Here is a 19283-nt window from a genome sequence, read left to right on the forward strand (position 1 = left end):
GTGGTAATTTTAAAAACGATATTTGCCCTACTACTTTTTAAATCCTTTAATACCTTTCGACCCTTCTGAATTCAAAAATCTATTAGTTTACTCCCTTTTTAAGGCAGCTCAATAAAATATTTTTCTTCTAAAGCCTCTTCTTGCCAAAAACCTTTTTCAAAAACCCAGTATGGGCGGTCTTGGTATAGTGAACGATAATCTCCCCAAGAATATTGAAAGAAGTACTCTTCTTGTTTTTCTACTATAAAAACACGCCCGAAAAGATAGGCAGAGGTAGTTCCACTAACTCGACCAGTATGCAATTCTACCTTATCAATTGTAATTGAAGTACCCACAGGGATTTCTGCTATAATCTCCAATCCGGAAGTCATTCCGAAACCCGTGCCGTCTTCGAGATGATAATTGTAGTCTTCATAAACCGTAGGAGTTGGGTATTTGAGAATCTGTGTTTTTACCTTGGTCGTGATTTTTTGTCTAGTAATTTCCTCAAAAGGGGCTTCATTGGAGACATCTCTCTTTTTGGTCCTAAAAACCAAATAAAATGACGTAATCACAATGCCAACTATCAGAACAAAGGCAATACTACAACCAACTACAATTTTCTTCATTTCTATCTTAAGCCAGGCCCACCAATAGTGGATTTAACAAACTTGTCAAACTCTTTTCTAAAGCGCTTTTCATCAATGTGGTTCTTGTTTGCACTAGAATTCAGGTCTCTCTTGAGCGATTTGACTCTTCGAAACAGTACTACGGCCAAAACCAAAAGACCAATTACGAATAGACACATTATACCGGCCATGACCTCTTTTATGGTATTAAGTTGGCCTATCGGAAATGTTTTACCTGCAACAAATACGTTATAGCCTATTATTACGGCACCCATACCCAACATTATGTATCGCAAATATTTATATTTCCCTACATAGGCAAGATATCCTTCAATCAACGGTTTCATTTCGTTCTCAGGCACTTGACTAAGCAACTCTAAATTTGCATCTTTTGATTTTTCCATAATTTATGTTTAGTTCACTTGTAACTGCGTAGTTCCTTTTATGCGAGCATCACTGTTTTTATCCCAAATTTCCACATCCCAAGTTACCGGATTGTTCAATCTTCCTTTGGTCATAATCAATGTACCACCAACACCTTCATCAATTTGAGCTTTTGTGAGTTGGGTATTTTCAAAAGCATCTGTATTATATACTATTTGCACGCCTTTGGCATCAACCACTTTTATGGATAGACCAAGTGCCACAAAACCATCTTTTTGTTGATAGCCTTTTAGACCCTCAAACTGAAATTGTAGCTTATCATTAAAAAGAACATTACCTGTGGTGATTACGGTTCTACTGTCCGTATTGAACAAATAGATTTCTTGCGCCGTTAAACCAGATTCTTCGACTGTTATACCTGGGTTAGGTTCAACCGAAAAATCCATTTCAGAACTTAACGACCCTTCACCTTTACTATCTCTTATATTATATTTAGCAGTATAACTTTTTCCGGAATGAATTGGTCTGGCAAGTATTAATTCACCATACAAAGTCTTTAGTTTTGCACTGAGTCCTTTTTTCGCATCATAGAGGTCATTAACGTTTAAAACTGTATCACCAACTTCCGACGTAACGATTACATCCATTTGAGGATAAAACCTATCATCTTCAATGGTAAAACCATCCATATTTTCAAAGTTGGTGAAGATTTTTTGACCATAAACAAATGTATTGTCCTTCAATTGCTCACCGTCAGTGGTTACATAAACCTCATCAGCCGACAACACTTCTCCTGATGAAGTAATGTAATTATTAAAGTTCTGTGTTTTAGACTTATCTAATTTGCAACCTGCCAAAAACACACTTAATGCGAAAATTAGTATTTTAAAAAAATTCTTCTTCATGCTATGAATTTATTCCAAAAAGTAGCCTTATGGTACTTTTTATTTTGTTTTTACATCCCTAGAAACCTCAACCAGCAATAATTTTAAAGTATTTGATTCCATCTTAGGGCTGTATACGATTTCGTAGTCGAAATCATAATCTGCTATTTTAGTACCCTTTAACGCTAAAGTGAGATATCCTTCGCTAAAACTCCATGAGCCCTTTTCTAAAACAAAAGCACCTACAGGGCAGTCATCCAATTCAGCTTCCGTGAGTAACTGTTTCAGGTTTCCTTCCTTCTCAAACCTAAAAACATACTGTCCTTCCAGCCCATCAGCTTTTTCAAACAGCAAATCCTCATTAGGAAAAAAGCCTCCTTGCACCCAATCTAATCTCCAGCTTCCCAACAAGCTGGATTCGTTGAATTTTTGAGCGTTCATGCCAATAGAAACCAATACCAATAGTGTAAAAAGAAGGTTTTTGCTCATTTATCTTTCGTAATAAGAGACGTATAAAACCGCCATTTTTAAATAATACGAACCGTCTTTTATACCATCTTGATGAGCATAGGTTTTGAACTTATTGTAAACTTCCTGATATTTTTCTTCTTCCGTATTATACGTATAAGCGCCCGCCAACAGGTATTGGTTGGCAGCAACCATCCAATCTTCACCGCCTTCCTCTAACTGCAGACCGACTTCTAAATAAGGTTCTGAGTACATATACTTACCAAGCTGGTTATACAACAACCCCAACATAATATTGGCTCTGCCATGTTTCGCGAACAAATCAATAGCCCCTTTGTAAGCCCTTTCCGCTTCTTCAGAAATTTTATAAGCACCTTTTGATAACGGATTCTCAGTTGCAGTTGATAGCCCCGGCTGTAAAGTGGTGGTAAGGCTTAGGCCATAATTAAAAAGCGAATTCGAGTCATCTAAATGCTTGAGGGCCAAATCATGGTTTTCATGAAGATTTGGCACTGCATTTATATTTATTTCAGATTTTGCCTTGGCAATGGCCAACCAGTCATCCAATTGCTTTAGTTCAACGGGTTTAAAATCGGTTTGACCCAGCATAACTTTGACAACTAGTATAAATATTATGCTTAATTTCTTCATAGTATTACATTTGATCTAAAAGCTGCTGTTTTTTGGCTTGAAATTCTTCTTCCGAAATCAAGTCATCCTCAAAAAGCTCTTTCAATTCTTTTAATTTTGAACGAACATCTATTTTTTCAGGTTGTTTTTGCTCTTGCTGTTGCCCCATTGTGTTGCCCATATTCATTCCTGCGAACATGCCCATAGTAGCGCCAGCTACTCCTTCATTTTTAGCTGCATCTCGCATCGCCTTTAGTTTCTGAAGTTCTGCAAAATCTACCCCAGCAATGTTAGCCGCTTTAACATCTGCTTGCACATTGCTTATTTCGCCAATTCTTTGGTTGGTTTCTTGATCAAAAGAAGTTCCCTCTATTCTAAAGTCCAATAATTTAAATCCTAGGTCTTCAAAAATTTGAACCGATGTTGATTGCGCTTCTTTTGCAATCAACTCAATATTAGAATCTATTTCTGCATATGAGAATTTTGCCGTTGCCAAGTAGTTCGATATCGGTTGGGTTATTCTGGAAAGAAAAACCTCTTGCAGCTCATCAACAAAATAATCTAATTTACCGGCCAGAATATTTAAGAAGAAGTTTTTAGGCTCCGTAATTCTAATAGAATAATTACCAAAACCCCTTAAATTTACTGGAAAGCCATAAACCGGATCATTATAGGTTATCGGTATGCGCGTGCCCCAACGAATATTCAACATGTCGGACCTACGGTAAAACCAAATTCCGGTCTTATGCTCGCTTTCGAAAGCGTTCATAAACTTTTTAATGGTTGTCCAAAAAGGTTTGTTGCTCGTTTTTAAATCATGTATGCCTTCTTCTTCAAACACACCTTCGACCTTACCTTCGTAAGTAAAAATACAGCCTTGGCCCGGTTGTAAAATTAGTTTTGACGCATTCTTCAACTCGTCTCCTCTATCTGTAAATTTGTAGAAAAGCTGAAAATCCCTTGGGTTCTCCCATTGGATTACCGAACGCATTTGATTTTTTAAATTCATACTTGTTAATTTAGAAGGATGGATTTCTTTTTCTTAAAAATCGATATCGTCCGCTAGGTCCACGACATCATTTTTATAATGTTCTTTCCAGTGTTTATCCCATTTATCGATTGCTCCAGAAACTTCTTTATAACGTTCCATATATTCAGGGCTGGTATGATGAAAATCAGAATTAGCGTAGCTACTATAATGCATACTCAACTGGCTCCAATCATGAAGGTTTAAACCATACTCTTCTAATACCGTAACCGCATCAATACCATGTTCAGAGGCAACGGACTGGTGACTAAAAATCTTTTGGTAGGTATCAAAATCCGGTGCCTTTTGTAGAAGACTATCTATTGATGAGCCCGCATCTTGTGACACACCTGCAAACTTTCCAACTTTAGGATTGGTAAAAAATCCACTATAGACCGTCGCCATATTCATATCTTGAGCCATAATATCCCCCAATTTGCCGGCCCATTCGTCATTGGTCTTTTGCCATACCGGTAACTCTAACCCTAAAATTTCGCAGACTTCTTCTGCACTCATGCCTTGTGCTATATTACCACAGGCAGCTCCCCAATCTTCAAAAGTTACTCCATTAATTGCTTCCATATTTTAAATCTATTTTGTTTGTATATCTTTATAATTTTCAAATTCTTTTCGTTTTCTCCCCATATCTTGCTCAAGTCTATCAGCTGCATCGGCATTAAGCTTTATCCGCTCTTTAAAGGAACTGTCCCAATAGGCAAAATAGGCGTCTTCATAAGTTGACCAATAGGCCTCCGGTGCTTTTCCTCTATACTCTTGAATCGCATTCACTTCTTTTTGCATTTTTTCAAAGCCTTCATTCATTCTCATAGCTGCAATATTGTCTACGATACCCCACCCTATCTTAACGAATTTAGTTTCGGGTTCAATTGTGTTCACGGCATTGCAGTAGGTACACGTAATGTATTGCGCCCTAAAAATATTCTTCTGAATTTCCATATCTGCATCACATTGAGCGCATTGCGCCTTCTTGTCGGCTATCTGAATTGCGTGATCATAAAATAATTGCGATAATTCACCTTCCAATTTTCTTTGAAACTTTTCTAACGCGTCAATAAGTTTATGCCTAAGATCATAAGCTTTATCACTTTCATCGCTCGCAAAATCTCCAACAGCCTCCATTGCGGGACCGACTTTGGCATCCCAGGTTTCATCTATCTTTTCAATGAGACTATACATTTGGGCTTTCATACCACCCCATGAACGCATTACCGTTTGATATTCATAATCGGTTTCTACCAATTGCTCTTTACAGGCTTCTTCGGCATATTTCAGCGAATCGTTAAAACGTTCCTCTATTTTAAATAAGAATCCATCCCACCTTTTTACGAGTTCTTCTTGTGTTGCCATAATTAAGAATCTGCTTTAAAACTGCTTACATTTTCCATAAAGCTGGTTTTACAATAATCGCATCGAACCAAGTTTGTATTTTTCGGTCTTGGAGCCCCACAAGTGGAACAGCTTTTTGAGGCAGCACCTGTTTCAGTGCGCTGCCCTTGGCTGTGCATCTTACTTTTAGATTCTTCTGCGTTCTTAGTGATTTTTTTAAACGGGTTGGACATTTATACGGTTCTAATTGAAATGCAAATTACATTGCGTGAAAACTTTACACATCCCTGTATTCGGGGTTTATACAAAATATACTAACGGGCAAATTATCAAACTTGTGTTTTAATGCTGTAGTAAAATCAAAAAAAGAGGTAACACTCCACCAAGTGGTACTTCATTAACAAACCTTATCGAAGAATTTAATACAAGTATTTGTTCAAATCAAAATACTTAAAGAGACATTTTTTGATGAAGAGTGAAAAACACTTAATGAAATCGTTTTGTGTTTGAGCAAGTCCTAACTAAAAATCAGAATAGTTTTTCTGTAAAAACTAATATCCCTAAATAAAGCAAAGGAATCCCTTCTACCCAAAAAGAAGAAAAGTAGTTGGTTTGTTCTTTTGTTGTTTTTTTTAGTATGACCAAGAGTACTAGTGAAAGTAACAAGTCGATAACTATAATTTTAATACTGATACTGTCCTTAAAAAACAGTAGAACGGCATAGAATACGGTTAGTACGTATCCTACAGTTTTCGTTTTTTCTACGCCTATTCGTTGCGGCATGGTTTTTAATTCCGCCTTGTCAAATTTTAAATCCCTTATCTCAAAAGGTAAGAGCAAAATCAAGACTAAAAGAAAACGCTGCAGCACTAAAATGCCTATATCCCAAGTAACTTTTATATCATTATCGACCAAGGGAAGTACTACGGTACAGCCCATCCAGACCAAAGCGACCAAAAAAGTCTTAAGACCAGCGAAACTTCTTAAGTTTTTTGCTTTAGGCAATAAGGGAATGGCATAAAGAACCGAAACCCCTAGTAGCGTCATTATAGCAAACCAAAGGTTATTACCCAATTGTAGAAAAAAATATGCCGAAAAAGCAAAAGCAAGAAAGCTAAATCCTTGAATTAGTTTATGGTATGGATTTGAAACAATCAGATACTTTTCGGCCTCTACCCCATACTTTATAAAGTTGTAGCACACAATAGTACCAAAAAACAGAAAACTTGCAAGCTGCCAATTTGTTGAAGTTTCAATGATTTGCAGGGTAGAAAAATATAAAGTAACAACAGCCAAAGCCACATGGATACTAGCATCTAAATAAAAGTCGAAAGCTTGTCTTAAAAAGCGCATTAAACAAAATTAGACAAACTAACATTAAGGTTCATTTCTAGTTAAAAACTTTGCTTTCTTGAAGAATGTAAATAGCTATTTTGATAGAATTAATACCTAATTTTGTGGACTTTATTTGATAAATGATGAATACAGACGCATTTGCTTTACGCCACATTGGTGTTCAAGAGAAAGATTTAAAAAAAATGTTCGAAATCGTTGGAGTCAATGATCTAGACGAACTCATAAATGACACCATTCCTGAGGATATTAGACTCAAAGAACAACTAAATCTTCCTGAGGCGGTAAGTGAGCATGAGTTTTTGACGCTGCTTCAAAATTTATCAAATAAGAACAAGGTATTTAAATCATACATCGGTTTAGGTTACCATGAAAGTCTGACCCCTTCGGTGATTAAAAGAAACATTCTTGAAAACCCGGGATGGTATACAGCTTACACACCATACCAAGCTGAAATTGCACAAGGAAGACTGGAAGCTTTACTCAACTACCAAACAATGGTATGCGATCTTACAGGCATGGAACTGGCCAATGCATCTTTATTGGACGAAAGTACGGCAGCTGCTGAAGCAATGACCATGCTTTTTGATGTTCGCACAAGACAACAGAAAAAAGAAGGTGTTTTGAAGTTCTTTGTTTCAGAGGAAATATTGCCACAAACGCTCAGTCTTTTGGAAACCCGTTCTACTCCGCTGGGAATTCAGCTCGTTATCGGAAATCATGAGAATTTTAAATTTGAAAAAGATTTTTATGGAGCTATTTTACAATATCCTGGCAAACACGGCCAAGTCCATGATTACAGTGACTTTGTAAAAAAAGCACAAGAAAATGAAATTAAAGTTGCCGTAGCAGCGGATATCTTGAGTTTGGTATTGTTGACACCACCGGGAGAATGGGGTGTTGATGTGGTAGTAGGTACTACACAGCGTTTTGGTATTCCATTAGGCTACGGTGGCCCACATGCTGCATTTTTTGCCACGAAAGAGGCCTATAAACGTAATATACCAGGACGTATTATTGGAATGACCAAAGATACAGACGGCAACCCTGCCCTAAGAATGGCACTACAAACCCGTGAACAGCATATTAAAAGAGATAAAGCAACTTCAAATATTTGTACCGCTCAGGTTCTTCTTGCGGTAATGGCAGGAATGTACGCTGTCTATCATGGCCCAGAAGGATTAAAATATATCGCAAATAAGGTACATACAAACACCAAAAAAGTAGCTCAAAAACTTGTTGATTTAGGTTTTGAGCAATTGAATTCTAACTATTTTGATACTTTAGAAGTTAAAGTAGGTACAGTTCATTCACTTCGTACTATCTCAGAATCAAAGGGAATAAACTTTAACTATATCGATGATGAGACAATTTCTATCTCATTGAACGAAGCGTTTTCCGACAAGGACATCAAGCCATTAATTTCATGTTTTAGTGATTCACAACGCCTAGATGAAGATAATGACAACGAAACCTATAAAAATGTTATTCCCGAAGGTTTAAAACGTACCTCGTCTTTTCTACAACAACCTGTCTTTAATGCCTATCACTCTGAAACCGAGCTGATGCGCTATATCAAAAAACTAGAACGCAAAGATTTAGCGTTGAACCATTCCATGATTTCATTGGGCAGCTGTACAATGAAATTGAATGCAGCTTCTGAAATGTTACCGCTAAGCTGGGCAAATTGGGGAAATATTCATCCGTTTGTACCATTAAACCAAGCTGAGGGTTATCAATTGGTGCTAAAGGAACTTGAAGAGCAGCTTAATGTAATTACGGGTTTCGCAGCCACTTCATTACAGCCGAATTCTGGTGCACAAGGAGAATATGCAGGGTTAATGACCATTCGCGCTTATCATGAGTCGCGAGATGAGGCACATCGTAATATTTGTATTATTCCTGCTTCGGCGCATGGTACAAATCCAGCGTCGGCTGTAATGGCAGGTATGCAGGTAGTCGTTACGAAAACAGATGAAAGAGGTAATATAGATGTGATAGATTTAGAAGAAAAGGTAATCGAGCACTCCAAAAACCTAGCGGCATTAATGGTTACATACCCCTCTACCCATGGTGTTTTTGAATCTTCTATCAAATACATTACCCAATTGATACATGACCATGGCGGTCAGGTTTACATGGATGGCGCGAATATGAACGCACAAGTTGGTTTGACTAATCCAGGAATGATCGGAGCAGACGTTTGTCATTTGAACCTACACAAAACCTTTGCTATCCCTCATGGAGGAGGTGGTCCAGGGGTCGGTCCTATTTGCGTTGCCGAGCAATTAAAACCATTTTTGCCTTCAAATCCTTTAGTAACAACTGGCGGAGATAAAGCGATTACCGCCATATCAGGAGCTCCTTGGGGTAGTGCACTTGCCTGTCTCATTTCATATGGCTACATTAAGATGCTTGGTGCCGCAGGAGTTACCGACGCTACGAAAATTGCCATTCTCAATGCCAATTACATCAAAGAACGCTTAAACGGCAAGTTTGAGGTGCTCTACACGGGCGAAAAAGGACGCGCTGCACACGAGATGATTATCGACTGCAGACCTTTTAAAGAAAATGGTATCGAGGTTACCGATATTGCCAAACGTTTAATGGATTATGGCTTTCATGCACCAACGGTTTCCTTCCCGGTTGCAGGTACAATTATGATAGAACCCACCGAAAGTGAAGGTTTGGCAGAATTAAATCGTTTTTGCGAAGCAATGCTATCTATTCGACAAGAAATTGATGAGGCAATACTAGAAAATCCGAATAATGTTTTAAAAAATGCGCCACATACCTTAGAAATGGTAACTTCAGATAATTGGGATTTTCCATATAGTCGTCAAAAAGCGGCATATCCGTTAGATTTTGTTAGTGAAAATAAGTTTTGGCCAACTGTTAGACGTACAGATGAAGCTTTTGGGGATCGTAATTTGATTTGTACTTGCACCCCAATAGAAGCATACGCAGAAGTCTAGTCAAAGTGCGGTTTTAAAGTATTTTAGCCCGTTCTATTAAAAAAAGAACGGGCTTTTTTCTTATCACTTTTTACCAAAACTTTTGTTGAGTATCGTATGAAATATTATGCATGCATAACAACTCCTGTTTCTTTTTAACTACCTTGTGCAGTACACTAATATTAGCATACGCTTATACTAACCATATATGAAAATAGGAATAACGGGCACTGGTAGTTATCTACCGGAAATTGTCACTAAAAACGATGATTTTTTAAACCATCGGTTTTTAGGTCGGGATGGTAGTGAGTTTGAACATCCAAATGCTACCATTATAGAAAAATTTCAAGCGATAACCGGTATTGCAGAAAGGCGTTATGCCAAACCGGAATTAAAGACCTCAGACCTCGGTTTTCTTGCCGCTGAAAAGGCAATTGAAGATGCCGGAATCGATAAAGAAGAACTTGATTATATTATTTTCGCCCATAACTTTGGCGATGTTACCCATGGCAAAATACAAGGTGACACCCTACCTTCTTTGGCCACTCGTGTAAAACACTTATTAAAGATTAAAAACACCTCCTGCGTTGCCTATGACATGCTTTTTGGTTGCCCTGGTTGGATTGAAGGCGTCATACAGGCAAAAGCCTTTATAAGAAGTGGCATGGCAAAAAAATGTTTGGTCATTGGTGGTGAAACTCTATCTCGGGTAATAGACCCACATGACAGGGACAGTATGATATACTCCGATGGCGCCGGCGCCTGTATTTTAGAAGGTGATAGCAGCTCAGGAGAAATTTTAACCCATGCATCGCAGACCCACGCAAACGGTGAAGCCTACTATCTTTATTTTGACCGCACGTATGATCAAGAGGGTTGTGAAGATACCCGGTATATAAAAATGGATGGTAGAAAAATATATGAATTTGCTTGCACACACGTACCTCAAGCAATGGCCGACTGTTTGAACAAGAGTGGCCTAAGTATCGATGAAGTGAAAAAGATATTTATTCACCAGGCCAATGAAAAAATGGATCAGGCCATAATAAAAAGGTTTTACCGCTTATATGGTAAAGAAACACCCACAGAAGTGATGCCGATGATCATTCAAGAAATGGGTAATAATTCTGTCGCTACCGTACCTATTTTGTTCGATAGAATTCGTAAAGGTAAAGTAGAAAATCATGGAGTAGAGAAAGGAGATGTTGTTATATTTGCAAGTGTTGGCGCTGGTATGAATATCAATGCCATTGTTTACAGATATTAAATGTACGAAGGAAAATACCCGCATAAGCGATACAGAATTACACTAGATTTCTTAAAAAAACACGTAAGCACAGATGAGTCTATCTTAGATTTGGGTGTTGAAAATCCGTTTTCAGAGATTATGAAAAAGGAAGGTTTTCAAGTAGAAAATACCCAAGGTGAAGATCTAGACCTTAGTTTTGATGAAGTAAGAAATTCAAATGCAAAAGTGGTCACCGCTTTTGAAATCTTCGAACATCTCGTTGCCCCCTTTAATGTGCTTAGAGAAATTAAAGCGGACAAGATAGTTGTAAGCATACCTATGCGATTATGGTTTTCATCTGCATATAGAAGCAAGACCGACCCATGGGACCGACATTACCACGAGTTTGAAGATTGGCAATTCGATTGGTTGCTAGAAAAGGCGGGGTGGAAAATTATAGATTCTGTAAAGTGGACCAATCCAACTAAAAAAATTGGGTTTCGTCCTATTTTGAGGTACTTCACAAACAGGTACTATATGGTTTATGCAGAAAGAAGCTAAACTAGTCATTTCGAAATGAGTAAAACGATTGAGAAATCTACGTGAATAGGTTTAGATTTCTCACGTTTGTTCGAAATGACTCAAGTGTTTTTTGAGATTTGGAGTTTCTTTTGTCATTCCTGCGGAAGCAGGAATCTATTTGTAACTTTGAATTCCGCTTTAAACACGGAATAACAGAACATGAAGATTTCTATTATCATCCCTGCCCATAACGAAGCGAAATTTCTAAAAGCCTGTTTAACTTCCTTTGTTGAGCAGACCGAAAAACCCAATGAACTTATACTGGTAGATGACAACTCATCTGATACCACGTTTGAAATAGCGTCATCATTTGCTCAAAAACATTCATGGGTTAAAGTTCTGCAGCGTAATAGCAGCGATAGCCACATTCCCGGTAAAAAGGTGATAGATGCGTTCTATTTCGGATTTCAGCATGTTTCTGAATATGATTTAATAGGAAAATTTGATGCCGATATTATATTGCCGAAAAATTACTTTGAACTGATGAAGCGTCATTTTCAGAGCAACTGGAAGCTTGGTATGTGCGCCGGGCTTTTGCATATTGAAAAGAATGGTAAATGGGTTTATGAGAATATTGCCGACAAGCATCACATCCGCGGCCCCATAAAACTGTACCATAAAGCTTGTTTCAACAAAATAGGTGGTTTACGACCGGAAACGGGCTGGGATACCGTAGATGTTTTATTGGCAAAATATCACGATTTTGAGACATTTACAGATGACTCTTTAGTGGTAAAACATTTGCGCCCAACTGGTCATGGCTACAGCATTAAAAATTACAAAGCGAAGGGCGAAGCGCTGTATAAAATGCGTTATGGTATTGTTCTGGCTAAAATAGCACTATTAAAAATGGCACTTCAAGCAAGGAGTCCAAAACTATATCTTCAAGGTATTTTGAGCTTTTTAGGAGCTTGGCTGAAAGGCAAAAAGCCGTTTGTAAGCAAAGCTGAAGGAAAATTTATTAGACATCTTCGTTGGAAAGGTGTATGGAGAAAATTATTTTAATTTTAAGCCTTTAATAGCTATATGATTATTGATTATATATAGTTGTCGCACACAATTTAAAAATGCAAATTTCAAAAAATAGACTTTACGGATTAAGCTTTGTTGATGTCCAAGACGATAACGATTTACCATTGGCGGTAAAAATGGTAAAAAGAAATGAAGTTGATGGGATTGCATTAAGCTTTATTAAAAACTGGCCTGAAAATGATGTTGATATAATTTCTGAATGCCCCAACATCAAGTTTCTTTTCATACATTATGCTCCATTTAATTTTTCAGTGGTTAATCAGCTGAAAAACTTAGTCCAACTCGGAATTGATAATGATGACCGGGATGAAATTATCTTTTCAAATAAGCCCGAACTTAGAAGTGTATTTGTTAATTGGCGACCAAAGCGGAAATCGCTTTTTAAATGTACACAATTGGAAGATTTATGGATTGGAAAGTATACAGGTAAGAATCTATCACTTTTTAAAAATTTTTCTAATCTAAAAAGCTTAAGAATAAATACAGGTTCTATTACTAGTTTGGAAGGTATTGAAAATCTAACAAGCTTAGAAAACCTTTATTTGGCACAAACCACAAAATTAGAGGATATTTCAGCTATTCAAAGTCTTTCAAACCTCAAGTATTTGACTATTCACAATTGCAAAAGATTAAAAAATATTGAATTGGTAAATAAACTGAGTAATCTGGAATATTTGAATATTGTGGGTACAACTCCAAAAAACACTGTACAAAAAAACCTATAAACAATACGACTCTAGTCTTAGTCGTAGACCTTTCATATATTTATAGGTATGTCAAAATCCAAAAGATTTGCTCTGTGCATAACGGAAAGTAAACACTAGTTTGCTTCCGTCTGATTATAGCTAAAGCGTGATGTCAAATACATCTTTGCTCTTAAAACCTCTAATCTAAAACCTCAAGAATAGGCTTTCCGGTAGTTCCATTAGGGAAAGCAATCCCTAACATAGCGGCCACAGTTGGCGCAATATCTGGTATTTCCGTTCTATTGACCGTACTTCCCTTTTTTATTCCATTTCCATAAAACAACAAGGGCACATGGGTATCATAAATCATAGGAGATCCATGCGTAGAACCCATTCTGGGATAGGATATATGAGCTGGCTTAGGCACAAATAAGATATCTCCAGAACGTTTTTGGTGCCAACCATTCTGTAAAATGTACGGAATACCTTTGGTATACTCATTTTGCCACATTTGGTAACCTGTGTAGGTTTTATCCATATCGTCATAACTCAATAATTCTTGAGCGATTTCTTCCTGCACTTCGTCCAAATCCATATCTAGATTTGCAACTACCTTTGTATCTAGAAAAACTTGGTTGTTACTTATGTTCTTGATCAAATCCGTTGTGCCATACGTGTAGGTCAAAAACTCGTTTAATTTGGTTTTGGTTTCTTTCCAATCTAAATAACCCGCAGGTATTTTTTGGCCTTTTAAATAGGCCGGAACATTAATTGCTCCATGATCTGCCGTTAAAAACACGGTATATTTTCCGGCTCCTACTTTAGTGTCTAAAGCATTTAAAAGTCTTGCCAAATCCAAATCCAACCTTAAATACGCATCTTGAACCTCTTTGGAATTTACCCCAAATTTATGACCGATATAATCGGTGCTAGAATAACTGATCGCTAAAAAATCTGTTACGTTATCTGTTCCCAAACTTTCTTTTTCCAAAGCTTCGAGTGCAAAATCCGTTGTGAGGCTATTCCCCCAAGGGGTATACTTAATAATTTCAAAATCTTTGGTCTTGTTCAACAGATTAGGAGTGCTATGTGGAAAAGTCGGTGTAGTTTCTGTTTCGAACAAACCTTCATAATTATTGTTGTCAACACCACTCTCGACATAAAGGTTAATGTCCTTTAAGGTTGTCCATGCTTTTTTGTAGCTCTGTATTTTCCCAGATGCATTAAAATCATCCACCCACTTTGGCAAGGTATTCATATAATACGAACTGGTAATCCACTTACCTACATCATCTCCTTCAAACCAATAGGCGGCATTCGCCGTATGCCCTCCAGGAAGTACCGCTCCCCTATCTTTTAAGGCAATTGCAATGGTTTTACCGCGCATTTGGGTATGTAATCGCAATTGGTCAGTAATTGTAGTAGTAAGCATGCGATGGGGTGACATTTTACCGGCATCAGAAGTAGTTCCTACGGAATTATAACTATCGTCCGATGCACAATATACGCTAGCATCTTTCTCTTTATCGTACCAATTATTTCCAATAATACCATGTGAACTCGGGCTAGCCCCTGTATATACAGATGTATGCCCTGGACCCGTGCTTGTCGGGGCATAGTTAAAATGATGATTTTTTGCATTAAATCCTTGTTCTGCCAAACGTCTGAATCCGTCTGATCCATAATGATTCCAAAATCGCGTTAAATAATCATAACGCATCTGATCTACGATGATGCCAACAACCAACTTAGGTGCATCGGTAGTTTCAACGGGAGTAGTCTTTTTGTTTTTCTGTTTTCGTTGCGCATCAACCTTTAAGCAGAAAATTAAAAGTAAAAAGGTGACGAAATAGGCATAATTTTTCATTGGTACCAGTTATTTAGCATGCAAAGCTATTGAATTCTTATGTTCAAAAAATTAAATCAAGGTTAAATACCATTCAATATTACTATTTTTACGTTTCTAAGTAGATAACCGTTCATGAACTACATCGCTGCCATTGGCAAGTACTTTATTATGGTAGGTGAGGTCTTTAAAAAGCCCACCAAATGGCGCATAATGAGGTCCTTAATTTTAAAGGAAATCGATGAATTGATATACGGTTCAATGGGCATTATCATATTTATTTCTTTCTTTATTGGCGGGGTTGTTACCATACAAACGGCATTGAATTTGAACAGTCCGCTAATTCCAAAAAGTCTTATCGGTTTTGCTACTAGGCAGTCTGTAATCTTAGAATTCGCCCCTACTTTTTGTTCAATAATAATGGCTGGAAAAGTAGGCTCTTATATCACATCAAGTATCGGAACCATGAGGGTTACCGAACAAATCGATGCCCTTGAGGTAATGGGGGTCAATTCCTTAAACTATCTCGTCTTTCCAAAAATTATTGCCATGCTTCTTTATCCGTTTGCCATCGCCATAGCAATGTATGTTGGCATTTTTGGTGGATGGGTAGCCGGGGCCTTTGGGGGCTACGCTCCTAGTGGCGAGTTCATTAAAGGGCTTCAATTGGATTTTATTCCTTTTCATATCACATACTCCTTCATAAAAACACTGATTTTTGCCTTTGTTATTGCAACTGTACCTTCTTTTCATGGCTTTTACATGAAAGGTGGTGCTTTAGAGGTTGGAAAAGCAAGTACTACGGCATTTGTTTGGACAAGTGTGGTCATTATCATTCTAAACTATATTATAACCCAATTACTACTCGGATGATTGAAGTCGAAAACTTACATAAATCATTTGGTGAAGCCCATATCTTAAAAGGAATTAGCACAACCTTTGAACAGGGCAAAACTAATTTGGTTATTGGGCAAAGTGGTTCGGGGAAAACAGTTTTTCTAAAATCGCTTTTAGGTCTTTTTGAACCTGAACAAGGGAAAATCTGCTATAATGGCGACTATTATTGGGACTTAACCTCTGCAGAACAAAGGGACCTCCGTCAACAAATGGGGATGGTTTTTCAGGGTAGCGCCCTGTTTGATTCTATGACAGTTCAAGAGAATGTGATGTTTCCGATGGATATGTTTACCAAACAAAGCAAAGGAGAAATGCAAGACCGTGTTGATTTTGTATTGAAACGGGTAAATCTCATTGATGCCCACGAAAAATACCCTGCTGAAATATCGGGGGGTATGCAAAAGAGGGTTGCCATCGCAAGGGCCATTGTAATGAATCCAAAATATCTGTTCTGTGACGAACCCAATTCGGGCCTTGACCCAAAAACAGCAATTTTAATAGACAACCTTATTCAAGAAATCACACAAGAATATAATATCACCACTGTAATCAATACCCATGACATGAATTCAGTTATGGAAATTGGTGAAAAAATTATTTTTCTAAAAGATGGTTATAAAGAATGGGAAGGCACTAACAAAGAAATTTTTAAGACCGATAATGAGGCGGTGACGAACTTTGTATACTCTTCTGAATTGTTCAAAAAAGTGCGCCAAATGTATATTGAAGAACGGAATTGAAATTCAAGTTCAAACTCAAGAATAAAGTTCAAGAGCAAAATTTGTCATACTGAGCGCAGTCGAAGTGCTGAATAAGCTATTTCACTTCACTTACTCGAATCGTACTATCTTTCACCCTTATTTTCAGCCAATCAGTGATTCTTTTTATATCTGCTTTTCGCTGCTCCTCCGTTAAACCTTCCTTTAATTTCACTTCAAAAAAGGAAATGGTGTCCATTTTATTAAAGTCAGTTTGAACGCGATTCGAAAACCCGATTCCAACCAAAGATGCATAGTTCACCTTGGCCTCTGCCGTAATTTCTTTAAACGGAATATTTCTAGCTGCCAACTTTCCATAGCTTGCAATTTCCTCCTCTAAAAACCGAATACGTTCATCTTTAGTCAGCAGTTCTGCTTTCTTAGACTCGTACAATTCGTTAACATAATTAAAACGCTGTTCAGAATCGTCACGACCTCCTTGTAACACTCTTAAATCTGCATCAACCAAACGGTTGTATTTGCTCTTTTTATTTCTCCAAGTGCTTATAATATTCTCTGGAACCTCTTCAGTACCTAAAATGGCAACCTCTAAATACGAGCCTAGGTCTTTGTCATAATGCACATCGGTCAAATCATTTTCATAGCGCCCGTTTCCTTTAAACTCGTAAACCTCAACGGTATCGGCCAAAAATTCTTGGGCTTGTTTTCTGAATAGTGATTCTTGAAGCACATTATAAAAAGTAAATCCTGCCGGTATCATTACCGCTAATCCGATAATAGAGGCAATTCGAGCAATCAAACGTCTTCTTTTGGAATTTGCATAGCGTACCATGGGGAATCGCAAGTACTTAATAACCAAGAAAGTAGCTAAAGCAATAAAAATGGTATTAATAGTAAATAAATACATGGCGCCCAAAGCATACAAAGGCTTACCTATGGCCAATCCAAAACCTACGGTACATAATGGTGGCATTAAAGCCGTTGCAATTGCCACACCAAAAATTACGCTGGCAATCGTTCCTTTTTTGGCTCTAGCAATGACCAAAGCCAAACCACCAAAAAAAGCAATCAAAACATCTCTAATATCAGGTGCTGTTCTGGCCAATAACTCAGATGACTCATCTCTGAGCGGAAAGATGTAAAAAAATAAAAAGGCGGTCAACACACTAAGTACGACCATTACGCTAAAGTTTTTAAGCGAACGCCGTAACATATCAATATCATTAATAGCAAGTGATAAGCCCATTCCCAGAATCGGACCCATAAGTGGTGAAATAAGCATGGCCCCGATAACTACTGCGGTGGAGTTTGCATTTAACCCAATTGAGGCGATAAAAATGGAGCATATCAAAATCCAAGAAGTATGCCCTTTAAAGGGAATATCGGCTATAATGGATTCTTTAGTAGTGATAGGATCGGTATTACTTCTAATCTCGAGCAATTCGAACAAAAACTTTCTTCCACTACCTAAAAGACCTTTAAAGTCTTTTTTTACTTCTTGCTCTGCGGCTTCTGAAGCAGCTTCTTTATCTTCAAATAGGTTTTCACTCATAAACTATGCGTATTGATCTCCGAATTTATCTTGAACCTGACCTCGAATCTTTTTGATATCCTGTTCTTTTGATTTTGGATAAATTAATAAAACATCGTCTTTATCCACGATTATATAATCTTCCAAACCATCTATAACAACTATTTTACCTTTATTGGTCCTGATCATATTTCCCTTAGCGTCTTCCAAGAGGGTCTGACCATTCACCACTGCGTTTTGATTTTGGTCCTTATCCAGTTTTTCATAAAGCGCTCCCCAAGTACCTAAATCATTCCAATCAAAGGTAGCTGGCAAAGTATAAATAGCTTTGGAATTTTCTAAGATAGCATAATCTATAGAGATGTTTTCGGCTTTTGGGTAATTTTCAGCGATAAAGTCTTGTTCCTCAGCTGTGTTATAACAACTCAGTCCATTTTCAAAAAGCTTAAATTGTTCTGCTTGATATTCTTTAAAAGCATTAACAATTGTATTTACTCCCCACATAAAGATCCCTGCATTCCAAAGAAAATTTCCTTGTGCGAGGAAATCCTTTGCAGTTTCAAGGTTCGGTTTTTCTCTAAACTGAGCTACTTTTTTAATCTCAGATGGAGCTTCTTTTTCATACTCTATATAACCAAAACCCGTATTAGGGTATGATGGTTGTATTCCTAAAGTACATAACACTTCCTCTTTTTCACACTTATCAAAGCATGCTTTTACATCGTTTTCAAAAGCTTGTTCATCTTCAATCCAATGATCACTTGGTGCAACAATCATAACCGCATTAGGATTCATTTTTTGAATTTTCATTGCCGCATACAGAATACACGGAGCTGTATTCCGCATGGCAGGTTCCAATACTACCTGCTCTTGCTTTACTTTTGGCAATTGCTCCAAAACCAAATCATTATAGCGCTCATTGGTTAAAATCAAAATGTTTTCTGTGGGAATGAACTTGTTTAAACGTGAAAACGTTTTTTGAATAAGCGTATCACCGGTACCCAACATATCATGAAACTGTTTCGGGTTGTTCGTTGTACTCACAGGCCAAAAACGAGATCCAACACCACCTGCCATTAATACTGCGTAATAATTATTGTTCATACC

The 19283-nt window shown here is 37.5% G+C and carries 20 protein-coding genes; 7 read left to right on the forward strand and 13 right to left on the reverse strand.

What is annotated here, in order from left to right:
* Positions 1 to 98: 98 nt before the first annotated feature.
* The 10 genes from ACZ1GR_RS06695 to ACZ1GR_RS06740 form a co-directional block, all read right to left on the reverse strand.
* Positions 99 to 608, reverse strand: coding sequence for a hypothetical protein (locus tag ACZ1GR_RS06695; protein ID WP_472611392.1), 510 nt, complete (start codon positions 606 to 608; stop codon positions 99 to 101).
* A 2-nt stretch (positions 609 to 610) separates the two neighbouring features.
* Positions 611 to 1012 carry a hypothetical protein gene (locus ACZ1GR_RS06700; RefSeq protein ID WP_472611393.1) on the reverse strand — a complete coding sequence of 134 codons (402 nt, stop codon included), beginning with the start codon at positions 1010 to 1012 and terminating at the stop codon, positions 611 to 613.
* 9 nt (positions 1013 to 1021) lie between these two features.
* Positions 1022 to 1897: a hypothetical protein gene (locus ACZ1GR_RS06705; RefSeq protein ID WP_472611394.1), complete on the reverse strand. Its 876-nt coding sequence runs from the start codon at positions 1895 to 1897 to the stop codon at positions 1022 to 1024.
* A gap of 39 nt (positions 1898 to 1936) precedes the next feature.
* A complete protein-coding gene (locus ACZ1GR_RS06710; RefSeq protein ID WP_472611395.1) occupies positions 1937 to 2365 on the reverse strand; it encodes a hypothetical protein in 429 nt (142 codons plus the stop codon).
* The gene (locus ACZ1GR_RS06715; RefSeq protein ID WP_472611396.1) at positions 2366 to 2995 is read right to left on the reverse strand and encodes a hypothetical protein; all 630 of its coding nucleotides are present in this window, start codon (positions 2993 to 2995) and stop codon (positions 2366 to 2368) included.
* 4 nt (positions 2996 to 2999) lie between these two features.
* The gene (locus tag ACZ1GR_RS06720) at positions 3000 to 3983 is read right to left on the reverse strand and encodes an SPFH domain-containing protein (RefSeq protein ID WP_472611397.1); all 984 of its coding nucleotides are present in this window, start codon (positions 3981 to 3983) and stop codon (positions 3000 to 3002) included.
* Positions 3984 to 4016: 33 nt separating this feature from the next.
* The gene (locus ACZ1GR_RS06725; RefSeq protein WP_472611398.1) at positions 4017 to 4583 is read right to left on the reverse strand and encodes a DUF6620 family protein; all 567 of its coding nucleotides are present in this window, start codon (positions 4581 to 4583) and stop codon (positions 4017 to 4019) included.
* A 9-nt stretch (positions 4584 to 4592) separates the two neighbouring features.
* Positions 4593 to 5369, reverse strand: coding sequence for a hypothetical protein (locus ACZ1GR_RS06730; protein WP_472611399.1), 777 nt, complete (start codon positions 5367 to 5369; stop codon positions 4593 to 4595).
* A gap of 2 nt (positions 5370 to 5371) precedes the next feature.
* Positions 5372 to 5581, reverse strand: coding sequence for a hypothetical protein (locus tag ACZ1GR_RS06735; RefSeq protein ID WP_472611400.1), 210 nt, complete (start codon positions 5579 to 5581; stop codon positions 5372 to 5374).
* A gap of 295 nt (positions 5582 to 5876) precedes the next feature.
* Positions 5877 to 6701, reverse strand: coding sequence for a UbiA prenyltransferase family protein (locus ACZ1GR_RS06740; RefSeq protein ID WP_472611401.1), 825 nt, complete (start codon positions 6699 to 6701; stop codon positions 5877 to 5879).
* A 125-nt stretch (positions 6702 to 6826) separates the two neighbouring features.
* On the opposite strand from ACZ1GR_RS06740, the gene gcvP reads away from it, so the two are divergent.
* From gcvP to ACZ1GR_RS06765, 5 genes are all read left to right on the forward strand, one after another.
* On the forward strand, positions 6827 to 9676 hold the full coding sequence (gene gcvP, locus ACZ1GR_RS06745; RefSeq protein ID WP_472611801.1) for an aminomethyl-transferring glycine dehydrogenase: 2850 nt from the start codon (positions 6827 to 6829) through the stop codon (positions 9674 to 9676).
* Between the two features lie 187 nt (positions 9677 to 9863).
* Positions 9864 to 10922 carry a 3-oxoacyl-ACP synthase III family protein gene (locus tag ACZ1GR_RS06750; protein ID WP_472611402.1) on the forward strand — a complete coding sequence of 353 codons (1059 nt, stop codon included), beginning with the start codon at positions 9864 to 9866 and terminating at the stop codon, positions 10920 to 10922.
* Positions 10923 to 11444 carry a methyltransferase gene (locus tag ACZ1GR_RS06755; RefSeq protein ID WP_472611403.1) on the forward strand — a complete coding sequence of 174 codons (522 nt, stop codon included), beginning with the start codon at positions 10923 to 10925 and terminating at the stop codon, positions 11442 to 11444.
* A gap of 180 nt (positions 11445 to 11624) precedes the next feature.
* Complete coding sequence (locus ACZ1GR_RS06760; protein WP_472611404.1) at positions 11625 to 12470, forward strand: glycosyltransferase family 2 protein; 846 nt, start codon at positions 11625 to 11627, stop codon at positions 12468 to 12470.
* Between the two features lie 62 nt (positions 12471 to 12532).
* On the forward strand, positions 12533 to 13222 hold the full coding sequence (locus ACZ1GR_RS06765) for a leucine-rich repeat domain-containing protein (protein ID WP_472611405.1): 690 nt from the start codon (positions 12533 to 12535) through the stop codon (positions 13220 to 13222).
* A 160-nt stretch (positions 13223 to 13382) separates the two neighbouring features.
* Here the strand turns inward: ACZ1GR_RS06765 and pafA are convergent, their stop codons facing one another.
* Positions 13383 to 15050, reverse strand: a complete 1668-nt coding sequence (gene pafA, locus ACZ1GR_RS06770) for an alkaline phosphatase PafA (protein WP_472611406.1) — start codon at positions 15048 to 15050, stop codon at positions 13383 to 13385.
* Between the two features lie 114 nt (positions 15051 to 15164).
* On the opposite strand from pafA, the gene ACZ1GR_RS06775 reads away from it, so the two are divergent.
* Both ACZ1GR_RS06775 and ACZ1GR_RS06780 read left to right on the forward strand, forming a co-directional pair.
* Positions 15165 to 15902 (forward strand): MlaE family ABC transporter permease, encoded by a 738-nt coding sequence (locus ACZ1GR_RS06775; protein WP_472611407.1) that lies wholly within the window; start codon positions 15165 to 15167, stop codon positions 15900 to 15902.
* Complete coding sequence (locus ACZ1GR_RS06780) at positions 15899 to 16666, forward strand: ABC transporter ATP-binding protein (protein ID WP_377768606.1); 768 nt, start codon at positions 15899 to 15901, stop codon at positions 16664 to 16666. Before ACZ1GR_RS06775 ends, ACZ1GR_RS06780 begins: the two co-directional genes overlap by 4 nt.
* A 76-nt stretch (positions 16667 to 16742) precedes the next feature.
* On the opposite strand, the gene ACZ1GR_RS06785 is transcribed toward ACZ1GR_RS06780, so the two are convergent.
* Together ACZ1GR_RS06785 and ACZ1GR_RS06790 are read right to left on the reverse strand one after the other, a co-directional pair.
* On the reverse strand, positions 16743 to 18197 hold the full coding sequence (locus tag ACZ1GR_RS06785; RefSeq protein ID WP_472611408.1) for a DUF389 domain-containing protein: 1455 nt from the start codon (positions 18195 to 18197) through the stop codon (positions 16743 to 16745).
* A 3-nt stretch (positions 18198 to 18200) separates the two neighbouring features.
* Positions 18201 to 19280, reverse strand: coding sequence for a mannose-1-phosphate guanylyltransferase (locus ACZ1GR_RS06790; RefSeq protein WP_472611409.1), 1080 nt, complete (start codon positions 19278 to 19280; stop codon positions 18201 to 18203).
* Positions 19281 to 19283 lie beyond the last annotated feature (3 nt).

It is taken from the genome of Croceitalea sp. W27 (assembly GCF_055693185.1).